This is a genomic window from Arthrobacter sp. 01N442 (genome assembly GCF_056399345.1).
Genome location: NZ_JBFTRD010000001.1, coordinates 22224 through 42949 on the forward strand (window position 1 = coordinate 22224; position 20726 = coordinate 42949).

Consider the following 20726-nt stretch of genomic DNA (forward strand, 5'->3'; position numbering starts at 1 on the left):
TTCGTCGATTGCTCCGTAGATGCCCTTTAGAGGGTTCTAAACGGCGTCTACGGAGCAATCGATGAGGGTCAGTCGAGGCCGCGGCGCTTGAGCAGCGGTTCGAGCCGGGCGTCGCGGCCGCGGAAGGCGCGGAAGGACTCCAGCGGGTCGCGGCTGTTGCCTCGGGAGAGCAGCTCGGCCCGGAAGAAGTCGCCGTTCGTCCGGGTCAGGCCGCCGTTGTCCTTGAACCATTCGACCGTCTCGGCGTCGAGCACTTCGCTCCAAATGTAGGAGTAGTAGCCGGCGGCGTACCAGCCGCCGGCGAAGATGTGCTGGAAGTAGCCGGTCCGGTAGCGCGGCGGGATCAGGCTGTGCGCGACTCCGGCTGCGGCCAGGGCCTTGGCCTCGAACTCCAGGGCGTCATCCGGGATCTCGTTACCGTCGAGCACGTGCCAGGCAAGGTCCAGAAGGGCGGCGCCAAGGTACTCGGTGGTGCCGAAGCCCTCGCCCCACAGGGCGGCCTCGTTGAGCTTGTTCACTGCTTCCTGCGGCAGTGGTTCGCCGGTGGCGTGGTGCCGCGCGTAGTTGGCGAGCACCTCCGGCCACATGATCCACATTTCGTTGACCTGTGAGGGGTATTCGACGAAGTCACGCGGCACGGAGGTGCCGGCGAAGCGCGGGTAGGTGACGGAGGAGAACAGGCCGTGCAGGGCGTGGCCGAACTCGTGGAAGGTGGTCCGCAATTCGTCCAGGGTCAGCAGGGTGGGCTCACCGGCGGGCGGCTTGGAGATGTTGAGGTTGTTGATCACCACCGGCCGGGTGTTCAACAGCCCGGACTGCTCGACGAGCGAGTTCATCCAGGCTCCGCCGCGCTTTGAATCCCTGGTGTAGTAGTCGCCGAGGAACAGGCCCAGATCGGTACCGTCGGAGTTCTTGACCTCCCAAACCCGGACGTCCGGGTGGTATCCCGCCAGGTCGGTGCGTTCGTGGAAGGTGATGCCGTACAGGGCCGTGGCGGCGAAGAACACGCCGTCCTTCAGCACCCGGTCCAGTTCGAAGTACGGCCGCAGGGCCTGCTCGTCCACGGAGTACCGCTCGCGCTTCACCTGCGCCGAGTAGTAGGCCCAGTCCCATGCCTCGAGCGGGTGGCCGGCGACCTCGGCCAGGGCTTCCGCCTCGGCGTCGGCGTTCCGGACGGCGGCCGGAGCGAGGCGGTTCATCATGGCCTGCACGGCTTCGAAATCGGGGGCGGTCTGCTGGTCCACGCTGAGCTCGGCGAAGTTGGCGAAGCCCAGCAGCGCTGCCTTCTCGGCGCGGAGCCGGACCATGTCCTTGACCAGGCCCAGTACGTCGAGGCTGCCGCCGCCGCTGCCGCGACCGATCGACGCACCGTACAATCGGCGCCGCACCTCCCGGTTTTCCAGCGCAGCCATGGCGGGCTGGTTGCTGGGCTGGATCAGGGTGAGAAGGTACTTTCCGGAGTGACCGGCGGTGCGTGCCGCCTCGGCGGCACTGGCGACGTCGTCCGCGGGCAGGCCGGCAAGTTCGGTGGCATCGTCAAGCAGCAGCGAGGCTGACTTCATGCCCTCCTTGACCCGCTGGCCGAACTCGGTGCCGAGGGTGGAGAGCTCGGCGTTGATGGCCTTGAGCCGATCCTGGCCGGCCGCGTCGAGCTGGATGCCGGTCTGGCGGAACTCTTTGAGGTACTCCTCCACGAGGCGGTTTGATTCCGGGTCCAGCCGGTCCGTGTTGATGGCGGCGAAGCGCTCGAACAGGCCACGGTTCAAGTAGACGGCGTCCTGGTGGGCCGAAAAACTGGGGGAGAGGCGCGTCTCCAGCTCCCGGATGGCCTCGGAGGCGTCCGCGGACACAAGCGTGAAGAAGGACGCCGCTGCACGCTGCAGCAACTGCCCGGAGCGCTCCATCGCCAGCGCAGTGTTCTCAAAGGTCGCCGGCTCCGGATCGTCTACGATCGCCTGGATTTCCGCCAGATGCACGGCGAGTCCGGCCTCGACGGCTTCGGCGTAGTGCTGGACTTCGATGTCCGCGAAAGGCGGCAGTCCGTACGGCAGGGGGCTGGGGCTCAGCAGGGGATTGGTCATGAAATAACTCTTTCATGCCGGGGGCCGGTTCTCAATGGATCGCTAGGCGTGTTGTGACCGGCGCCACCGTACGATGGCGGAATGCGAACAAATTTCCCCACGCTGCGCGGACGCCTCCTGGCCGGGTCCGCCGTGGCGCTCATGGCGGTCTCCCTGGCCTCCTGCGGCCTCGTTGCCCGCCCCGACGCTGACGCGGGGCCGAGCTCGGCCGCCGCTGGGCCCACTGGCGGCGCCACTGCCGGCGCCACTGCGGCGGGAACCCCGGGATCCACGCCGGAGGCGTCCTCGTCCGAGACGCCTACGCCGACCCCGACGCCGACGCCCGGGAAGGGTCCGGCCTGCGCCGCCGTCCGTTGCACCACCGTCCTGGTCACCGGGGACATGCTGGTCCACGCCCAACTCTGGGATCAGGCCCGCGCCGACGCCCTCTCCGCAGGCGCCAAGGGCCTGGACTTCGAACCTCTCCTGGCGGGCCAGCGCAGGTACATCGAAAAGAGCGACCTCGCCATCTGCCACCAGGAAACACCGGTGGCCGGACCAACCGGGCCGTTCTCTGCCTACCCCTCGTTCAACGTTCCGCCGCAGATCATCCACGCTGCCAAGCAGGTGGGTTACCAGGCCTGCACCACCGCCAGCAACCACACCATCGACCAGGGCACCGCTGGCCTGGTCCGCACCCTGGACGCCCTCGACGCGTCCGGGCTGCAGCATACCGGTTCCTACCGCAGTGAGGCGGACTCCCGCAGCGTGCTGATCCTGCCGACGGCGGCGGCCAAGGTCGCCGTGATCGAAGCCGCGTACGGGCTGAACGGCCAGACCCCGGAGCACGCCTGGCAAGTGGACATGCTGGATCCCGCAGCGATGATCGCCAAGGCCCGCAAGGCGAGGGCGCTCGGCGCCGACATTGTGCTGGGCGTCATGCATGCCGGGGACGAGTACGCCAGTGTGCCGAACGAGGAGCAGCGCAGGGTGGCCCACGCGCTGGTGGACAGCGGCCAGTTCACCATGATCTACGGCCACCACACCCATTCGGTGCTCCCGATCGAGCGCTACAAAGGAACCTGGATCGTGTACGGGCTCGGCAACGGCGTTACCGAACTCTCGCCCTGGTATGTGGTCAACAACGAGGGACTGCTGGTGCGCGCCCAATTCAGCCAGGACGCCGCGGGCAAGTGGTCCGCCTCGGACCTCGCCTGGGCGCCTTCCGTGATTGTCCGTGACCCTTACCGGTGGTGCTCCGTCGCCACGGACGCCCCGCAGGGCCCCTGCGCCGGTGCCGCCGCGGACGCCGCGACCCGGCTGCGGACCCGGACGGTGGTGGAATCGATGGGCGCTGCCGCGGCCGGGGCCCACGAACTGCTGATCACCAAGGAACGCTGACCGTGGACACACTGATGGAACGACGGCGGACCGTATCCTCGCACGGCGCCGAGCTGGCCGTCTACGAATACGGCCCGGAACCTGGCCCGGAAGTGCCGACGCTGGTGCTGGTCCACGGCTATCCCGACGATCACCGGGTGTTCCTGCCCGCCATCCGCGAACTGGGCTCGACACACCACGTGGTCGCCTACGACACGCGGAACGCCGGCGCGTCCACCGTGCCCGGGAGGCCCGGAGACTTCACCTTGGCCACCCTGTCTGATGACCTGTTTACGGTCATCGACGCCGTCGGGGCCGCCGGTGTGCACCTGGTGGGCCACGACTGGGGGTCGATCCAGGGCTGGGCTGCCGTGCAGGACCCGCGTGCCGCCACGCGGATCAGCCGGTACACGAGCATCTCGGGACCGGACCTGCGCCACTTCTCGCGCTGGGTCCGCTCACGGTTCCGGAACCCGCGCTCCTGGCGGCAACTGGCCGGGCAGTTACTGCGCAGCTGGTACATCGCCGGCTTCCTCGTCCCGGTCCTGCCCGAGGCCGCCTGGCGGCTCTTCCTGACGCGGCGCTACGAACGGGTGGCTAAGCGCAGTGTCGACAATGACCCGGTCCGCGGACTGGCGCTCTACCGCAGCAATATCCCATCGGCCCGGCACTGGCCCGCTGCCGCCCGGGTGACGATTCCGGTGCAGGTTGTGGTGCCGACGCGTGACCCATTCCTGTCCCCGGACTTGGTGGAGGGGCTGGAGGACTGGGTGGCGGACCTGACCGTGATCCGGGTGGACAGCGGCCACTGGTGGCCAGCAACCCGGCCGGCGGAATTCGCGGCGCTGTTCAGAAACAGCCAGGCAGGGTGATGACGACGGCGGAGCCCGTCGTCCATCTGCTGTGCGGGCTCAACGGTGCCGGCAAGTCCACGTTGGCCAGGGATCTCGAAACCTCCCTGCCGGCCGTCCGCTTCAGCCTGGATGACTGGATGCTGCGGCTATACCCGGGACTGCACTACGCCTCCGAGGACTATGGAAGGCTCGCGGAAGACTGCAAACTGCTGATCTGGGACACAGCGGTCCAGGTCCTGCGGGCCGGGACCGACGTCGTGCTGGACTGGAACCAATGGAGCCGTGAGCGGCGGGCACAATGGCGGGAAAAGACCGCGGAGGCCGGGTTCGACGCAGTGCTGCACCACGTCCAGACGCCTCTGGACGTCGCTATCGAGCGCGTTCGCCGTCGCACCCTGGCCGCAGAACCTGGCACGCATCCGTTGACGGAGGAAGGTGTCCGCCACCTGGCGGGAATCTTCGAGGAGCCGGCCGGCTCGGAGGGGTTGCGGATCCTTAGGGTTGCCGGGCCATGAAGACGCTGTGCGGGTCCTCAACGTAGCCGGCAAAGGGCGGGCAGAGCTCAAAGCCATGCCGTGCGTAGAGTCGGCGGGCGGGAGCGAAATACTCCTGCGAGCCGGTTTCCAAGCAAAGCCGTCCGTAGCCGCGATGCCGGGCCTCGTCCAGGATCCTGGTCAGCAGGAGTGCGGCAACTCCCCGGCCGCGCGCGTGCCCGGCCGTCCGCATGGATTTGATTTCGCCCTCACCCGAGCCGAGGTCCTTGAGCGCGCCGCAGCCGAGAAGCTGCCCGGGGCCCGTCCCGTGACTGCCCGTCCCGTGACTGCCCGACCCATAACCGGCCCGCGCGGTCCAGAAGGTGATTTCCGGGACTGTCAGGGCGGCCGGGTCCAGGGCGTGCACGCTCTCGGCCGGCGAGGTCGCAAACATGTCGGCGAGGTGTTCGTCGAGCAGCAGCCGGACGTCCGCCCGCGCAGGGTCGTCCTGGGCAATGACGATCACGGAATCCGCCTGCACCGCTTGCTGGGCCTCAGCGCGGCCGGCGGGCAGCGTGCTCGCGGGCCAGCACGGCGTACGAGTCGTCCGGGGTGCCCGGCGAGAAGCTGCCGTATTTGCGTTCGACGGCGGTCTTGATCAGGAAGTCCGCCAGTGCGGGATTCTTGGGCAGCAGGGAACCGTGCAGGTAGCTCGCGACGATGTTGCGGTAGCGGGCGCCTTCGTGGCCGTCGCTGCTGTTGTTGCCGGTGCCCTTGGCCGTCGTACCCAGCGGCTCGACGCCGGGGCCCAGCGTGGTCTGGCCACTGTGGTTTTCGTAGCCCAGCACCGTGCCGAACTCGGGGGAGGCCACCGAGACGTTACCGATCAGCCGTTCATCGGTGCCGTGCGTCTCCACGTCCAGGATGCCGATGCCCGGGATGACGGAGCCGGTCCTGGTCTTGAAGAACTTCCCGAACAGCTGGTACAGACCGCAGATGACCAGCATCGGCGTACCGTCCTCGGCGAGCTCCTTGAGGACACTCTCGCGGGAGAGCAGGTCGTCCTGGATTACCAGCTGGCCGCTGTCCTGGCCGCCGCCGCCGACGATCAGGTCGACTCCGGCAGGGAATTCGTCCCCCACGTTGTACTCAAGCAGCTCCGGAGAGTAGCCGTGCCACCGCAGCCGTTGGGCCAGGACGAGGGCGTTGCCCCAGTCGCCGTAGATGTTCATATCCCGGGGGTAGAGCTGCAGCACGCGGATCGTGCCTTTGCTGGGGGTTCCGGCGTCTTCGGGCGGGAGCTCATGCCCGAAGGAGAGTCCGTGCGGGGCTTCAGGGGTTTCAGGAGTTTCGGGGGACTCGGGGGTCATGAGACCACCTCCACTGTGGTGATTTTGGACAGCTCGCGCCGGATGGCCAGCATGGCAGTGTAGGTGCAGAAAATCCGTTTCGGCTTGTCCGCCGAGCCGCGGATGAAGGCGGCAAGGGCGGCGGCGATGTCCGTGTCGACCGCGCCGATCGCCACGTCGTCGTACTGCAGCCGCAGCGCCATGTCGTAGGCGCGCGAGCCGGAGAGCTGGTCCACGCCGCCGTCGCGCAGGGTGTCGAATTCCACGTCCCACAGCCAGGACATGTCCCGGCCGTCCGCGTAGTTGTCGTTGATGGCGATCATGGTGGCGTAGCCGGCGGCCGGGAAGGACTTCAGGCCCAGCCGGAAGCCGCTCGGGTTCTTGACCAGGACCAGTTCCAGCGGCAGGCCGTCAACCACCAGGCTCTCGCCGCGGCCGAAGGCAGGCGCCACGTTGGCCAGGGCCTTGAGCAGGCCGGGGTGGTCGGTGCCCGTGCCGCGGGCGCCCGTGATGGCCCGGGCCAGGGTCAGGGCCGCCGCCGCGTTGAAGATGTTGTACACACCGCGGAGCTTCATCCGGGTGCTGACCGTGGCGCCGTCGTACTCGAAGTCGGCGTCGTCCGCTCCGACCCGGCGGAGGACGACGTCGGCTGCCGGCTTGGCGGGGGCCGGCGGCACCGGGCTGCCCGGGGCCGCCCGCATTTCGTCGTCGTTGGGGAAGGTGCTCAGCAGCGAGTCATCGAGGCCGAAGTAGCGGACCTCGGGGCCGTCCACCGTCCCTGCGATCCGGGCGACCCGGGGGTCCTCACGGTTCAGGACGACGGTCCCGGTGGTTTTGGCGGCGATATGCTGCAGCAGCTCGGCAGTCTTGTCGATCTCGCCGAAGCGGTCCAGCTGGTCGCGCAGAACGTTCAGCAGCAGGCAGTACCGCGGCGGGACCTTGTTGACGAAGTGCACAGCGTGGGCCTCGTCCAACTCCAGGACGGCGACGTCGGCGTCGAGCCGTCCGCGCCAGTCCACCTCGCCGAGCAGCGCGGCGGCCACGCCCCGGGTGAAGTTGCTGCCGGTGCGGTTGGTGAAGACTTTCAGGCCCTGGCTTTCCAGCAGTTCCACCACCATCTTGGTGGTGGTGGTCTTCCCGTTCGTGCCGCTGACGACGGCGACGCCCAGCGGCAGCGTCGAGAGTGTCCGTTGCATGAAGCCGGGATCGATTTTTTCGACCACCAGACCGGGAAGGGCCGAGCCTCCACCCCGGAGCCGGGAGACCCGGCGGACGAGCTTGCCGAGCGGAACGCTGAAGTAGAGCATGCTTTGTAATATATCCCAGCGGCGGCATGGAACCCGGTGCAGCCGCACCTGCCGGTGCGGCTGCAGTGCACCTATATGGGGCGCCGCGCACTATGCTGGCAACATGACCACCCCCCATTCCCTGCCTGGCTCCCGCGCGGGTTCAGGCCTGCGGATCGGCGTCCTGGCGCTCCAGGGCGACTTCCGCGAACACTTGCACGCTGTGGAAGCCGCCGGCGCCACGGGCATCGGCGTGCGCCGCCCCGCCGAGCTGGACGACCTGGACGGCCTCATCATTCCCGGCGGGGAATCCACGACGATCGACAAGCTCTCCCGGATCTTCGAACTGCGGGATCCGCTGCGCGAACGCATCCAGGCCGGCCTGCCGGTCTACGGTTCCTGCGCCGGCATGATCCTGCTGGCGGAGGACATCGCCGACCCGGCCCGGGACCTTGCGGGCAACCCCCAGCAGACCTTTGGCGGACTGGACATCACGGTCCGGCGCAACGCCTTCGGCCGGCAACGCGAATCATTCGAGACAGACCTGGAGTTCAAGGGACTCGAGTTCAGCGCGGATGAGTCCGGCGTGGCCCCCGTGCACGCCGTGTTCATCCGCGGCCCTTGGGTGGAACGCGTCGGCGCGGGCGTGGAAGTCCTGGCCCAGGTGGAACCGTCCAGGGCGGGCCACCCGGAATCCCTCGACGGGACAGCTAGAATTGTTGCAGTGCGTTCCGGCAAGCTGCTGGCCACCTCCTTCCACCCGGAAGTGACGGGGGAGAAGCGCGTGCACGAATTGTTTATTCGAATGATCAGAGGAGAAGCGTAAAGCATGTCAGGCCACTCCAAATGGGCGACGACCAAGCACAAGAAGGCTATCCTGGACAGCCGCCGGGCCAAGTCGTTCGCCAAGCTGATCAAGAACATCGAAGTTGCCGCACGCATGGGCGGACCCGACCTCGCGGGCAACCCGAGCCTGGAACTCGCCGTCACCAAGGCCAAGAAGACCTCGGTACCCGCTGACAACATCGACCGCGCCATCAAGCGCGGCGCCGGCCTCACCGGTGAGGTCGTCGACTACACCGAGATCATGTACGAATGCCGCGGCCCGCAGGGCTCGGCCCTGCTGATCGAGTGCCTCACGGACAACAAGAACCGCGCGGCCTCCGAGGTCCGGCTCGCCATTTCCCGCAACGGCGGCACCATCGCCGATCCCGGTTCGGTCAGCTACCTGTTCTCCCGCAAGGGCGTCGTCTCGCTGCCCAAGAACGGCTTGACCGAAGACGACGTCCTGATGGCCGTCCTCGACGCCGGCGCGGAGGAAGTCAAGGACAACGGCGAGACGTTTGAGATCCACTCCGAACCGACGGACCTGCAGGCCATCCGCGATGCGCTCAAGGAAGCCGGCATTGACTACGACACCGACGAGGCCGAGTTCGTGCCCTCCATGCAGGTGCCGCTGGACCTCGACGCCGCCAAGAAGTTCATGAAGCTCGTGGACGCCCTGGAAGAGCTCGACGACGTGCAGAACGTCTACAGCAACGCAGACCTCAGCGACGAAGTGCAGGCCGCACTGGAAGCCGAGTGACCCTGCGCGTCCTCGGCGTCGATCCGGGCCTCACCCGCTGCGGAATCGGCGTCGTGGACGTCGAGCGGAACCGCCGCGCCACGATGGTGGCTTTCGGCGTCGTTGGTACCCCCCCGGAGGAAAGCCTTGACCAGCGGCTGCTTGTCATTGCCACCGCGATCGATGACTGGCTGGACAAGTACGAGCCGCATGTCCTCGCTGTCGAACGTGTTTTCTCCCAGCTCAACGTCAGCACCGTGATGGGCGTGGCCCAGGCTTCCGGCGTCGTGATCGCGGCCGCCGCGCGCCGCAGCATTCCGGTGGCGTTGCATACGCCTTCCGAGGTCAAGGCCGCCGTGACCGGCAGCGGCACCTCCAACAAGGACGCCGTCACCAAGCTCGTCACCAAGATCCTGCGGTTGGATGCCCCGCCGCGGCCCGCCGACGCCGCCGATGCCCTGGCGCTGGCCATCACGCACGCGTGGCGGTCCGGCGGCGGCACGGCGACCACAGGGACTACCGCCGCGGGGGCGGCCGGCCAGTCGCTCACGCCCGCGCAACGCGCCTGGGCCGCCGCGGAGGCCAAGGCGCGCCGCGCGCGCTGAATGTCCGGGGCGCTTGCTAGGGTATTCGTAGATATGTTCGGATAGTCGGCTGCAGCCCAGCCGTAGACCAGGAGCCAGGCCTTGATCAGTTTTCTCCGCGGAACCGTAGCGCACGTCGGCCTGTCCTCGGCAGTGATCGACCTCAACGGCGCCGGCATGAGCGTCAATGCGACGCCGCAGACCCTCAGCAAGCTCCGTGTCGGGGAGGAGGGCAAACTCTTCACCTCCCTGATCGTGCGGGAGGATTCGCTGACCCTCTTTGGCTTCTCGAGCGACGACGAACGCGAGGTCTTCGACGTGCTGCTCAGTGTCAGCGGCGTCGGACCGCGGCTGGCGCTGGCCGTCCTGGCTGTCCACGAACCCGAAGCCATTCGCGTTGCCGCGCATTCCGGCGACGGCAAGGCCTTCACCAAGGTGCCGGGCATCGGGCCCAAGGTCGCCGGCCGGATCGTGCTGGAACTCGCCGGGAAGCTGGTGCCGCATGGCCCCCCCGGCGGGACTGCGCCGGTCAAGTCCGCCGAGGCAGTGTGGAAGCCGCAGGTGGTTGCCGCGATGACGAGCCTGGGCTGGTCCGAGAAGGACGCCACCGCCAGCATCGACAAGTCGCTGGAAGATTCCCCGGGGCTCGCCGCGCAGGGCAACGTCGCGGAAATCCTCCGCGCCACGCTGCGCTGGCTCGGCCAGGACGGCGCCCGCGCCGGGAACCGGGTAGGCGCCCGTGGCTGAGCCGTCGCTCACCGCCGGGGGAGAGGAACCGGAAGAGCGCGCCATCGAGGCCGCCCTCCGGCCCAAGAACCTGCACGATTTCGTGGGCCAGCACCGGGTCCGCAAACAACTCTCGCTCGTCCTGGAGGCTTCCCGGATGCGCGGCCGCAGCGCCGACCACGTGCTGCTGTCCGGTCCGCCCGGCCTGGGCAAGACCACGCTTTCCATGATTATCGCCGCCGAGATGAACGCCCCGTTGCGGATCAGCAGCGGCCCGGCCATCCAGCACGCCGGGGACCTGGCCGCCATTCTCTCCTCGCTGTCCGAGGGCGAAGTCCTGTTCCTCGACGAGATCCACCGTATGTCCCGGCCGGCCGAAGAGATGCTCTACATGGCGATGGAGGACTTCCGCGTCGACATTGTCGTCGGCAAGGGCGCCGGGGCCACGGCGATCCCGCTCGAGCTGCCGCCCTTCACCCTGGTCGGCGCCACCACCCGCGCGGGCCTGCTGCCGGGGCCGTTGCGGGACAGGTTCGGCTTCACCGGGCACCTGGAGTTCTACTCCGTCGAGGAACTCGAGCTGGTGCTGCGCCGGTCCGCCGGCCTGCTGGACCTGAAGGTCAACTCCGCCGGGTTCAGCGAGATCGCCGGCCGTTCACGCGGCACGCCCCGCATCGCCAACCGCCTGCTCCGCCGCGTCCGGGACTGGGCGCTGGTGCACGGCGTGGACCAGATCGACGCCCGGGCAGCGTCGGCCGCCCTCGACATGTACGAGGTGGACAAACGCGGCTTGGACCGCCTTGACCGTGCCGTCCTCGAGGCGTTGATCACCAAGTTCGGCGGCGGCCCGGTTGGCCTGTCGACCCTGGCGATCGCCGTCGGCGAGGAAACCGAAACGGTGGAAACCGTCGCAGAACCGTACCTGGTCAGGGAAGGCCTGCTGGGCAGGACGCCCCGCGGCCGGATTGCCCTTGCCCCGGCATGGACCCACCTTGGTTTCGCGGTACCCGCCGGCGCCTTCGGGCAGGATCCCTTGGACCTGTTCCAGGCCGGCGGGGCCGATGCTGAAGCTGCCGGCTTCGGCCCGGAGGGCGCGGAAGAAGCCGATCCGGAATGGATCCGTAATAGTCAATAGCACTCGCTAGTGACCTTTTCCCTTTAGACTGGTATGACGCTCGGCACGTTCGGGCCTTTGTTTCCGTGTGCGGCTACCGCTAGCCGTTGCTGGCCGGGCATGATTTTCTGCCAGATTTACTACCGGGTCTACCCGGCGGCCCCCGGAACGGAACGGACGTTGCTGTGAAACCAGCTTGCAAGTACAGAACGGAACTTTCCCCTTGGATCCAATGACAATTCTCCTGTTCGTCATGCTCGGCGTGTTCGTCTTCATGATGTTCCGCCGCAACAAGAAGACGCAGCAGCAGCAGGCGGAACTCCAGTCGAAGTTCGCCCCCGGTGTCGACGTCATGACCAGCTTCGGCCTGTTCGGCCGGATCGTCGAGATCGACGAGGCTGAAAACAAGGTTGTGCTGGAACTCTCCCCGGGTAACACCGCCACCGTGCACCGCCAGGCCGTCACCAAGGTCGTGGAGCCGGTCGTTGCCGCCGAGGAGGCCCCCGTGGTTCCCGACGACGCGTCCTCTCTCACCCTGGGCAAGACCGACGAGACCGTCACCGGCGTCGACACCGCCGCTGCCGCCGGCGAGACGCCCCGCAACGAAACGCCGGACGAAACCCTGCGCCGCCTGAACGACGAAGGCAAGAACAACAGCTAGTCTGCCTCCTGAGCTATCCCGCGAAGCTACGGTGCGCGGGCATCCGCCGGTGCAGGCCTGACGGGCCGCACCGGCGGTTCCTCCGTAAACAATAGAAAGATCGACAATGGCACGAACTGGCCCTAAAAACTCAGCCCTCAGGGTGCTGGTCTGGCTTGGCGTTATTCTCGCCGTCTTGACGGCCGTCCTGGCGGGCGGCACCATGGCCGGGCAGGCGAGCTGGGCTCCGAAGCTGGCCCTGGACCTTGAAGGCGGCACCCAGATGATTCTGGCGCCCAAGGTTGCGGGCGGTTCGGACATTAACGAAGAGCAGCTAAACCAGGCCGTGGCGATCATCCGCCAGCGCGTGGACGGCTCCGGCGTCGCGGAAGCCGAAATCAGCACGCAGTCCGGCCGCAACGTGGTCGTGAGCCTGCCTGGTACTCCTTCCAAGGAGACGCGCAAGCTGATTCAGGCCTCCGCCGACATGAACTTCCGCCCGGTCATCCAGGCCGGTGCCGGCGCGGCGGTTCCCGCCGCGTCCCGGACTCCGGAAGCGAAGCTGCCCAAGCCCACCGCCGCGCCGAAGAACAGCAGCGACGAGAACTGGGTCACCGCGGACGTCTACAAGAAGTTCGAGGCGCTTGACTGCGACAACCCGTCCCAGGACAAGCAGGAGCGCTCCGATCCCGCCAAGCCGCTGGTCACCTGCGAGCCCGCCGCCGACGGCCGGCCCGCGGTCAAGTACATCCTCGGACCGGTCGAGGTCAAGGGATCCAACATCAAGACCTCCTCCTTCCAGCTGCAGCGCGGCGCGCAGGGTGCGGTCACCAACCAGTGGGCCGTCGACATCCAGTTCGACGACGAGGGCACCGCCAAGTTCAAGACCGTCACCGAGCGGCTGAACAAGTTCTACGTCGACGCCGGCGGCGAGACCGGATCGGATCCGAAGTCGCAGTTCGCCATCGTGCTGGACGACCAGGTCATCTCCGCGCCGAGGTCCCAGGCCGTCATCACCGATGGCCGTCCCCAGATCACCGGCGGCTTCACCGAGGAGTCCGCCAAGGCGCTCTCCGACCAGCTCCGCTTCGGCGCGTTGCCGATCAGCTTCGAGATCCAGAGCGACCAGCAGATCTCGGCCACGCTCGGCGGGGAGCAGCTCCGCATGGGCATGCTCGCCGGCCTGATCGGCCTGCTGCTGGTGGTGGTCTACTCGCTGTTCCAGTACCGGGCACTCGGCTTCGTTACCGTCGCCTCGCTCGTCGTGGCCGGTGCGCTGACCTACCTGGCCATCGCCATCCTGGGCTGGACGGAAAACTACCGCCTGTCCCTGGCAGGTGTGGCCGGCATCATCGTGGCAATCGGCCAGACCGCGGACTCCTTCATCGTCTACTTCGAACGTATCCGTGACGAGCTCCGTGAGGGCCGCGGTTTGATCTCAGCCGTGGAGAACGGCTGGAAGCGCGCCAAGCGGACCGTGCTGGCCTCCAAGGCCGTCAACCTGCTGGCAGCCCTCGTGCTCTACTTCGTGGCGGTCGGCAACGTCCGCGGCTTCGCGTTCACGCTGGGCCTGACCGCGATCGCCGACCTGATCGTCGTCTTTATGTTCACCCATCCGACCCTCCAGGTCCTCGCCCGGACCAAGTTCTTCGGCGAAGGCCACAAGTTCTCCGGCCTGGACCCCAAGCGGCTCGGCGCCGTGCCCCTCTACCGGGGTGCCGGACGGATCCGCACACCGGAGGACAGGCCGGTTGCGGCCCCGCGCGCCAAGAACACCGGTGCCGTGGCCGAGGCCGAACGCCGGATGACCATTGCAGAACGACGCCTCGCGGAAAAGCAGGAACAGCTTGCTGGTTCCTCCAAGAGCGCGTCCAAGGAGGGCAAGTAAATGGCCAGCTTCGCTACGTTCGGTAACGAGCTTTACACGGGCAAGCGCTCGTACGACTTTGTCGGTTCCAAGAAAATCTGGTTCCTGATCGCCGCGGCCGCCGTCGTGCTCTCGATCCTGCTGCCGATCGCCAAGGGCGGGTTCAACCTGGGCATCGAATTCCGCGGCGGTTCGGAGTTCACGGTGTCCAACGTCAAGGATCGCGACGCCACGCTCGGCGAGAAGGCCGTCCAGGAAGTCGTTTCCGGCAGCCTGCCGCGTGTTGCCAACGTGGCCGGCAACACCATGCGCATCCAGACGGACAAGCTCAGCGACGACGAGGTCATCAAGGTCAAGGAAGGCCTCACCAAGGCCTACGGCGTGACCGACAATGAGGTCACGTCCACCTTCGTGGGCCCGACCTGGGGCGCGGACGTCACCAAGCAGGCGCTGATCGGCCTGGCGGTCTTCGTGGGCCTCGCCGCGGTCCTGATGGCGCTGTACTTCCGAACCTGGAAAATGTCGCTGTCCGCCCTCGCCGGCATGGTCGTGACGATGTTCATCACCGCCGGGGTTTACTCGCTGAGCGACTTCGAAGTCACCCCCTCGGCCATCATCGGCTTCCTGACCGTGCTGAGCTACTCGCTCTACGACACCGTGGTGGTCTTCGACAAGATCCGGGAAAACACCTCGGATCTGCAGGCGTCCACCCGGCGGACGTTCGCCGAAGAGGTCAACCTCGCCGTGAACCAAACGCTGGTGCGGTCCATCAACACCATGATGGTGGCCATCCTGCCGGTCGGTGCGATCCTCTTCATCGGCGCCGGCCTGCTGGGCGCGGGAACCCTCCGGGATCTCTCGCTGGCCCTGTTCGTGGGCATCCTGATCGGCACCGCGGCGACCATTTTCGTCGCCGCACCGCTGTACGCCTGGCTGCGCCAGGGGGAGCCGGACCTGATCAAGCAGGCCCGGCGCGTCGAGCAGCGCCGCACCGAGAATGCCGCCAAGGCGGCACCCGCCACGGCCTAGCCGCAGGCACCGCAGCAGACCGCCCGACGGGCCGGAGAACGTCCCCGCGACGTTGTCCGGCCCGTCGCCGTTGGTCCCGGTTATCGAAGTATCCAGCTGCGGGAATAGACTTGAATAATTAACGGGTTGTGAGAGGTGCTTCATTGGAAGAACGTTCGACGCCGGTGCCTGCAGCCCCGGCGGATAAGGCTACCGGCCAGGGGCCCCAGACTGGCGTGGTTGCTGCCGGACGCCCGGACACGGCCGTGCCTGTCGACAACTCCGGAACCCGTCCCACCTTCCCCGGACGCCGCGAACGCACCCGCTCCCGGCTCGCGCGCCTGACCGGCCGCGGGACGCCGTCGTACTCGCCCATTCTGGAACCCCTGCTGCGCACCGTGCGCGCCAACAACCCCAAAGACGATTTCGAGCTCATCCAGCGCGCTTTCGTCGTGGCCGAACGCTGCCACCGCGGGCAAAAGCGCAAGAGCGGCGACCCGTACATCACCCATCCGGTGGCCGTCGCCACGATCCTGGCCGAGCTTGGATTGAGCGGAACGACGCTGGCCGCCGCACTGCTGCATGACACGGTCGAGGACACCTCGTACACCTTGGACGACCTCAAGGGCGAGTTCGGTCCCGAGGTCGCGATGCTGGTAGACGGCGTGACCAAGCTGGACAAGGTCAGCTTCGGCGAGGCCGCCCAGTCCGAGACCGTCCGCAAGATGGTCGTGGCCATGGCCAAGGACATCCGCGTGCTGATGATCAAGCTCGCCGACCGGCTGCACAACGCCCGCACCTGGCGTTTCGTCTCAGCGGAATCTTCTGCCCGAAAGGCCCGGGAGACCCTGGAGATCTTTGCGCCGCTGGCCCACCGGCTCGGCATGAACACCATCAAGTGGGAACTCGAGGACCTCTCTTTTGCCGCGCTTTACCCCAAGGTGTACGAGGAAATCGTGCGCATGGTGGGGGACCGCACCCCTGAGCGGGAGAAGAACCTCGCCGTCATCCGCAGCCAGATCACCGAGGATCTGCGCGCGGCCAAGATCAAGGCCACGATCACCGGCCGGCCCAAGCACTACTACTCCATCTACCAGAAGATGATCGTCCGCGATAAGGACTTCGACGACATCAACGACCTGATGGGTGTCCGGGTGCTCGTCGACTCGGTGCGGGACTGCTACGCCGCCCTCGGTGCGATGCACTCGCGCTGGAACCCGCTTCCGGGCCGGTTCAAGGACTACATCGCGATGCCCAAGTTCAACATGTACCAGTCACTGCACACCACGGTGATTGGCCCTGGCGGCAAGCCCGTGGAAATCCAGATCAGGACCCACGAGATGCACCGCCGCGCCGAATACGGCGTCGCGGCGCACTGGAAATACAAGGACCAGCCCAACCGCACGGCCGCCGGTCCGGGGAGCCCCCGCGACGGCGACATGGGCTGGTTGCGCTCCCTTGTGGACTGGCAGCAGGAAACCTCCGATCCCGGCGAGTTCCTCGATTCGCTGCGCTTCGAGATCAATGCCCGCGAGGTGTTCGTCTTCACCCCCAAGGGCGAGGTCATGGCCCTCCCCGCCGGTTCGACGCCGGTGGACTTCGCCTACGCGGTCCACACCGAGGTGGGGCACCGGACCATCGGCGCACGCGTCAACGGCAAACTGGTGCCGCTCAACAGCGAACTCAACCACGGCGACTGGGTGGAGATCTTCACCTCCAAGGCCGAAGGCGCCGGCCCCAGCCAGGACTGGCAGCACTTCGTCAAGAGCGCCCGCGCCCGGAATAAGATCCGGCAGTGGTTCAGCAAGGAACGCCGCGAAGAGGCCATTGACCGGGGCAAGGACCTGCTCACCAAGGCGATGCGCAAGCAGAACCTGCCGCTGCAGCGCCTGATGACGCACGACGCCCTGGCCGCGATCGCCGAGGACTTCAAGTACACCGACATTTCCGGGCTCTACGCGGGCGTTGGCGACGGCCACACCTCGGCCCAGTCCGTGATGGAGCGGCTCGTCGAAAGCCTCGGCGGCAACGAGACTCCCGAGGACGACCTCACCGAGGTTTCGATTCCCACGCAGGTCACCAAGGCCCGGTACTCGGACTCCGGCGTCGTGGTCCGCGGCGTTGACGATGTCTGGGTGAAGCTGGCACGCTGCTGCACGCCGGTGCCGCCGGACCCGATCCTGGGCTTCGTCACGCGCGGCTCCGGCGTGTCAGTGCACCGGACCGACTGCACCAATGTGTCCGGCCTGATGGACCAGCCGGACCGGATCGTCGAAGTCGAGTGGGCGCCGACCCAGTCCAGCGTGTTCCTGGTGGAAATCCAGGTTGAAGCCCTGGACCGCAAGTCGCTGCTCTCCGACGTCACCCGGATCCTCTCCGAGAACCACGTCAATATCCTGGCCGCAAGCGTGCACACCTCCACCGACCGGGTGGCGATCTCCAAGTTCGCCTTCGAGATGGGCGATCCGAAGTACCTGAGCCACGTCCTCAGCGCTGTCCGGCGCATCGACGGTGTCTTCGACGTCTATCGCACCACGGGCAACCGCCGCCGCAGCTAGCGGCCCGGCCCGGCGAGGGCTCCGGACAGCTAGGGGTCCGGGCCAGCCGTGCCATCCCGCTCAGCCAGCAGTGTCGCGAGCTTTGCCAGGGCCGACTTCCGGTACGGCACCCGGGGGACGGCCTCCACCGCCCGGATGAGCAGCCGCAGCCGCACCCCGAGGGCGGGTGCGGCCAGGAAGGCGCTGAGGGCCGGGAGGGCCCGCTCCGCTTCCACGTGCAGGGCGATGTCCACCGCCGTCCGCAGCGGGCTGGACACCATGAGCCCGCCCATGCTGACGACGTCGAACGGCCCCAGCCGGACTTCATGGAAAGTGCAGCCGCGGGCACCCCGGAGGCTCGAAACGCGGCGGTTGGCGTCGACGAGCAGCGCGGTGCGGTCCGGCTCCCCGGTGCAGCCGTAGATCCATGCAGCGGTCATCCGTCCGGCGACTACCCGTTGGCGGATGGACGCCGGAATCGTGCAGGCGGCCGCCCGTGCGCGCAACTGCGGGGTGGAGGCGGCGCCGGGCGGCAGGTAGCCGTGCTGCGAGAGCCGCGTCAGCACGCCGTCGGATGCCATGGCCTGCAGTTCGGCCCAGGAGAAGAGCGTCCCCGGGGAATAGAGCACCCCGGCGCCGCCGGGCTGGTTCGAACCCGCGGGCTGGTTCGAACCCGCGGGCGCGGCCGCGCGGGCCCTGTTGGGCGGTGCGGGGCTGGCGTCGGGGAGACTCGCGGCGGGGTAGCCCGGATGCAGCGTCATCTAGCCATCGTGGCGCCCGGCCCCGGACATGAGACAGGCCCCGTCCCGGTCATGTGGATAACCGGGGCGGGGCCTGCTGCTGTCAGCGGGTCCTAGGACAGTTCGCTGGCGGACCGCTCGAGCTGCTCAAGCCAGGCCTGGCGTGCGTCCAGCGCTTCCTGGGCAGCCTTGATCTTGCGCTCGTCACCGGCCTTCTCGGCTTTGGCCAGATCCTCCTTGAGCCCTGCGATCGCGGACTCGAGCTGGGACAGGGCGCTATTGGTGCGTGCCTTGGTCTCCGGGTTGGAGCGCTTCCAGTTCTCGTCCTCGGCGTGGCGGACGGCGTCCTCCACCTTCCGCAGGCCGGCTTCGATCCGTCCCATGTCGGCGCGGGGAACCTTGCCGGCTTCCTCCCAGCGGTCACGGATGGACTGCAGCGCCTTCTTGGCTGCGGCGAGGTCCTTGATGGGGAGCAGCTCGTTGGCCTCCACCAGCAGGGCTTCCTTCACCTTGAGGTTGGCGCCGTACTCCTGGTCGATCTCCTCGTTGGCGGCCTGGCGATTCGTGAAGAAGACGTCCTGCGCGGCGCGGAAACGGGCCCACAGGGCGTCGTCGTCCTTGCGGCTGGCGCGCGGGGAGGCCTTCCACTGGTCCATCAGTCGGCGGTACTCGCCGGCGGCGAAGCCCCAGTCGGTCGAGGAGGAGAGCGCCTCGGCCTCGGTGATCAGCTTTTCCTTGGCGGCCTTGGCTGCCGAGTTGTTGCTGTCCAGCTGGGAGAAGTACGCACGGCGGTGACGGTCGAAGACGGTGCGGGCGGCGCGGAACCGCTTCCAGAGGGCGTCTTCGTTGCTGCGGCCGAGCCGGACGCCGCTCTTCTGGGCCGTCTTCCAGCTCTCGAAGAGCTCGTTCATCCGGGCGCTGGAGGTCTTCCACTGGATCTGCGCCGGGTCGTGGCCGGCGATTTCCTCGGCTTCGGCCACGATGGCTTCACGGGCTGCGAGCTCGGCGGCGCGGACGGCGTCATGCTCCGCCTTCTCGGTCTTTTCGAGTTCGGTGATCTGGCCGGACAGCGTGTCCAAGCGGGCCTCCGCGGCGCGCAGATCGCCCACCATGTTGCGCTCAGCCAGCAGTTCGCGCAGGTGCGTGACGGTCTTCTGCATGTCCGTGGCCGGAGCCTTGGAGGCTACGCGTTGTTCCAACAGCACGATCTGGGCAACGACGTCGTCGTACTTGCGGGCAAAGTAGCCAAGGGCCTCGTCATCGCTGACGCCCGGGTACTGGCCGACAGGGTGCTCCTCGCCATCGATGGTCAGGAACACGTGGCCGTCGCCCTCGACGCGGCCCCAGCGTGCAGCCTCGGCCAGCGAAGTGGCACTCGACGCGGAGGTGGCGGCAGGCGTTGCCAGCGAGGGTGCCGCCTTCGGGCGCGCGGCGAAGGCGGCCGGCGATGGGGCCGGACGGGGCGCGGGGGCCGGGGCAGGGGCCGCGGCCGGAGCAGACTCCGGCGCTGCCGGCGCCTCTGCCGGGCTGGCACCGGTCTCGGTTACCGCACCAGCTTCGTTGGCCGTGTCGGTCACCGTCGCCTCGGCTTCGGTCTCGTTGGCAGCTGCTGCCACTGTTTCGTCGGATTTCTGACTGTCTGTCACCGCTAGAAGTCTTTCGCTTGGAGGGAAATACCGGCACCGCGGCCGCGAGGGCCCCGGCTGGTTACTTCAGAGAGAACGAGTCTATCGTGACTGGTTCCACAGGCGCGCCGTCCGTGGCGCTGGCGCCGGGTTTGACTCCGGCTGCCGCAATCTTGCTAACCACATCCAAGCCGGATGTGACCTTACCTACCACCGTGTATCCGCCGGCGGCGTCGGCAGGGATCTCGGTGTCCTTGTAGACGATGAAGAACTGCGTACCGTTGCCGTACGCATTGCCGCCGGTCCGTGCCACGGCAATGGTGCCCGCCGGGTACTTGTTGTTGGCGGGGGTGTTCTCCAGCGGACCCCAGGTGTAGGCGGGGTCGCCATTGCCGTCGCCGGTCTTGGAACCGCACTGCAACACGCCGAAAGAGGGGGCGGTGGTGAGCCGGTGGCAGCTGAGGCCCTTGTAGAAGTTCTTGTCCGCGAGCGATTTGAACACGGCGGCCGCCTGCGGTGCCTTGCGGCCGTCGAGCGAAACGCCCAGGCTGCCGCGGTTGAGGGCCAGGGTGCCGGTGAAGGTCTTCCCGGCCGCTGTTTCCGGCTTGGGGATGTTCGCGCCGTTGCTTGCTGCGGGGGAGGGGGAACCTGAGGCCGACGGACTTTCCAGTCCTGCCTCCGCTGCCTTGAATTCATCCTCGCTGGGGTTGCTGGAAAATACCGTCAGCTGCAGCACGACGGCGAGGATGAGCGCGGCGGCACCGCCGGCGGTCGCGAGGAGGTTATCGCGTTTCCGGCGTTTGTCCTGCTCCCGGCGAAGCTCGCGCTTCGCCTCCATCTGCTGGACGCGCCGCTTGGCTTCGCGGGCGCTCCGTGAACTGGCCGCCAAAAGTCCTCCTGGTTCTAGGGCCGCATCCCT

19 protein-coding genes are annotated in these 20726 nt (G+C 67.6%); 12 read left to right on the forward strand and 7 right to left on the reverse strand.

Translation table 11 applies throughout. The features are described 5' to 3' along the window. Positions 1-68: 68 nt before the first annotated feature. Positions 69-2081: a M3 family metallopeptidase gene (locus AC1DNC_RS00105; protein ID WP_476860550.1), complete on the reverse strand. Its 2013-nt coding sequence runs from the start codon at positions 2079-2081 to the stop codon at positions 69-71. A gap of 81 nt (positions 2082-2162) precedes the next feature. Here AC1DNC_RS00105 and AC1DNC_RS00110 point away from each other — a divergent pair, with 81 nt between their 5' ends. From AC1DNC_RS00110 to AC1DNC_RS00120, 3 genes are read left to right on the forward strand one after another with little or no spacing between them, the layout of a single operon-like run. After that, entirely contained in the window at positions 2163-3461 is a 1299-nt protein-coding gene (locus AC1DNC_RS00110; RefSeq protein WP_476860551.1) for a CapA family protein, read from the forward strand. 2 nt (positions 3462-3463) lie between these two features. Next, a complete protein-coding gene (locus tag AC1DNC_RS00115) occupies positions 3464-4312 on the forward strand; it encodes an alpha/beta fold hydrolase (RefSeq protein WP_476860552.1) in 849 nt (282 codons plus the stop codon). After that, a complete protein-coding gene (locus tag AC1DNC_RS00120) occupies positions 4312-4809 on the forward strand; it encodes a P-loop nucleotide/nucleoside kinase family protein (RefSeq protein ID WP_476860553.1) in 498 nt (165 codons plus the stop codon). The genes AC1DNC_RS00115 and AC1DNC_RS00120 overlap by 1 nt, the downstream gene beginning before the upstream one ends. Here the strand turns inward: AC1DNC_RS00120 and AC1DNC_RS00125 are convergent. The 3 genes from AC1DNC_RS00125 to AC1DNC_RS00135 are packed head-to-tail and all read right to left on the reverse strand — an operon-like array spanning position 4790 to position 7423. Then, the gene (locus AC1DNC_RS00125; RefSeq protein WP_476860554.1) at positions 4790-5293 is read right to left on the reverse strand and encodes a GNAT family N-acetyltransferase; all 504 of its coding nucleotides are present in this window, start codon (positions 5291-5293) and stop codon (positions 4790-4792) included. The genes AC1DNC_RS00120 and AC1DNC_RS00125 overlap by 20 nt on opposite strands. A gap of 28 nt (positions 5294-5321) precedes the next feature. Continuing rightward, a complete protein-coding gene (locus AC1DNC_RS00130; RefSeq protein ID WP_476860555.1) occupies positions 5322-6137 on the reverse strand; it encodes a type 1 glutamine amidotransferase in 816 nt (271 codons plus the stop codon). Then, positions 6134-7423 (reverse strand): MurT ligase domain-containing protein, encoded by a 1290-nt coding sequence (locus AC1DNC_RS00135; protein WP_476860556.1) that lies wholly within the window; start codon positions 7421-7423, stop codon positions 6134-6136. The genes AC1DNC_RS00130 and AC1DNC_RS00135 overlap by 4 nt, the downstream gene beginning before the upstream one ends. 103 nt (positions 7424-7526) lie before the next feature. Here AC1DNC_RS00135 and pdxT point away from each other — a divergent pair, with 103 nt between their 5' ends. The 9 genes from pdxT to AC1DNC_RS00180 all read left to right on the forward strand — a co-directional run bounded on the left by pdxT (position 7527) and on the right by AC1DNC_RS00180 (position 17463). Then, entirely contained in the window at positions 7527-8228 is a 702-nt protein-coding gene (gene pdxT / locus AC1DNC_RS00140) for a pyridoxal 5'-phosphate synthase glutaminase subunit PdxT (RefSeq protein WP_476860557.1), read from the forward strand. A gap of 3 nt (positions 8229-8231) precedes the next feature. Next, on the forward strand, positions 8232-8987 hold the full coding sequence (locus tag AC1DNC_RS00145) for a YebC/PmpR family DNA-binding transcriptional regulator (protein ID WP_476860558.1): 756 nt from the start codon (positions 8232-8234) through the stop codon (positions 8985-8987). Next, a complete protein-coding gene (ruvC, locus tag AC1DNC_RS00150; protein WP_476860559.1) occupies positions 8984-9571 on the forward strand; it encodes a crossover junction endodeoxyribonuclease RuvC in 588 nt (195 codons plus the stop codon). Before AC1DNC_RS00145 ends, ruvC begins: the two co-directional genes overlap by 4 nt. An 81-nt stretch (positions 9572-9652) precedes the next feature. Further along, positions 9653-10297 (forward strand): Holliday junction branch migration protein RuvA, encoded by a 645-nt coding sequence (ruvA, locus tag AC1DNC_RS00155; protein ID WP_476860560.1) that lies wholly within the window; start codon positions 9653-9655, stop codon positions 10295-10297. Then, positions 10290-11411, forward strand: coding sequence for a Holliday junction branch migration DNA helicase RuvB (gene ruvB, locus AC1DNC_RS00160; RefSeq protein ID WP_476860561.1), 1122 nt, complete (start codon positions 10290-10292; stop codon positions 11409-11411). The genes ruvA and ruvB overlap by 8 nt, the downstream gene beginning before the upstream one ends. A gap of 211 nt (positions 11412-11622) precedes the next feature. Beyond that, positions 11623-12051, forward strand: a complete 429-nt coding sequence (yajC, locus tag AC1DNC_RS00165) for a preprotein translocase subunit YajC (protein ID WP_476860562.1) — start codon at positions 11623-11625, stop codon at positions 12049-12051. A 106-nt stretch (positions 12052-12157) separates the two neighbouring features. After that, positions 12158-13918 (forward strand): protein translocase subunit SecD, encoded by a 1761-nt coding sequence (gene secD, locus AC1DNC_RS00170; protein ID WP_476860563.1) that lies wholly within the window; start codon positions 12158-12160, stop codon positions 13916-13918. Continuing rightward, on the forward strand, positions 13919-14926 hold the full coding sequence (gene secF / locus AC1DNC_RS00175; protein ID WP_476860564.1) for a protein translocase subunit SecF: 1008 nt from the start codon (positions 13919-13921) through the stop codon (positions 14924-14926). It abuts the gene before it with no gap. Between the two features lie 143 nt (positions 14927-15069). Beyond that, positions 15070-17463, forward strand: coding sequence for a RelA/SpoT family protein (locus AC1DNC_RS00180; RefSeq protein WP_476860565.1), 2394 nt, complete (start codon positions 15070-15072; stop codon positions 17461-17463). A gap of 29 nt (positions 17464-17492) precedes the next feature. On the opposite strand, the gene AC1DNC_RS00185 is transcribed toward AC1DNC_RS00180, so the two are convergent. From AC1DNC_RS00185 to AC1DNC_RS00195, 3 genes are all read right to left on the reverse strand, one after another. Then, complete coding sequence (locus AC1DNC_RS00185) at positions 17493-18203, reverse strand: hypothetical protein (protein ID WP_476860566.1); 711 nt, start codon at positions 18201-18203, stop codon at positions 17493-17495. Positions 18204-18295: 92 nt separating this feature from the next. Continuing rightward, positions 18296-19828 (reverse strand): DUF349 domain-containing protein, encoded by a 1533-nt coding sequence (locus tag AC1DNC_RS00190; protein ID WP_476860567.1) that lies wholly within the window; start codon positions 19826-19828, stop codon positions 18296-18298. A gap of 61 nt (positions 19829-19889) precedes the next feature. After that, positions 19890-20696 carry a peptidylprolyl isomerase gene (locus AC1DNC_RS00195; protein WP_476860568.1) on the reverse strand — a complete coding sequence of 269 codons (807 nt, stop codon included), beginning with the start codon at positions 20694-20696 and terminating at the stop codon, positions 19890-19892. Positions 20697-20726 lie beyond the last annotated feature (30 nt).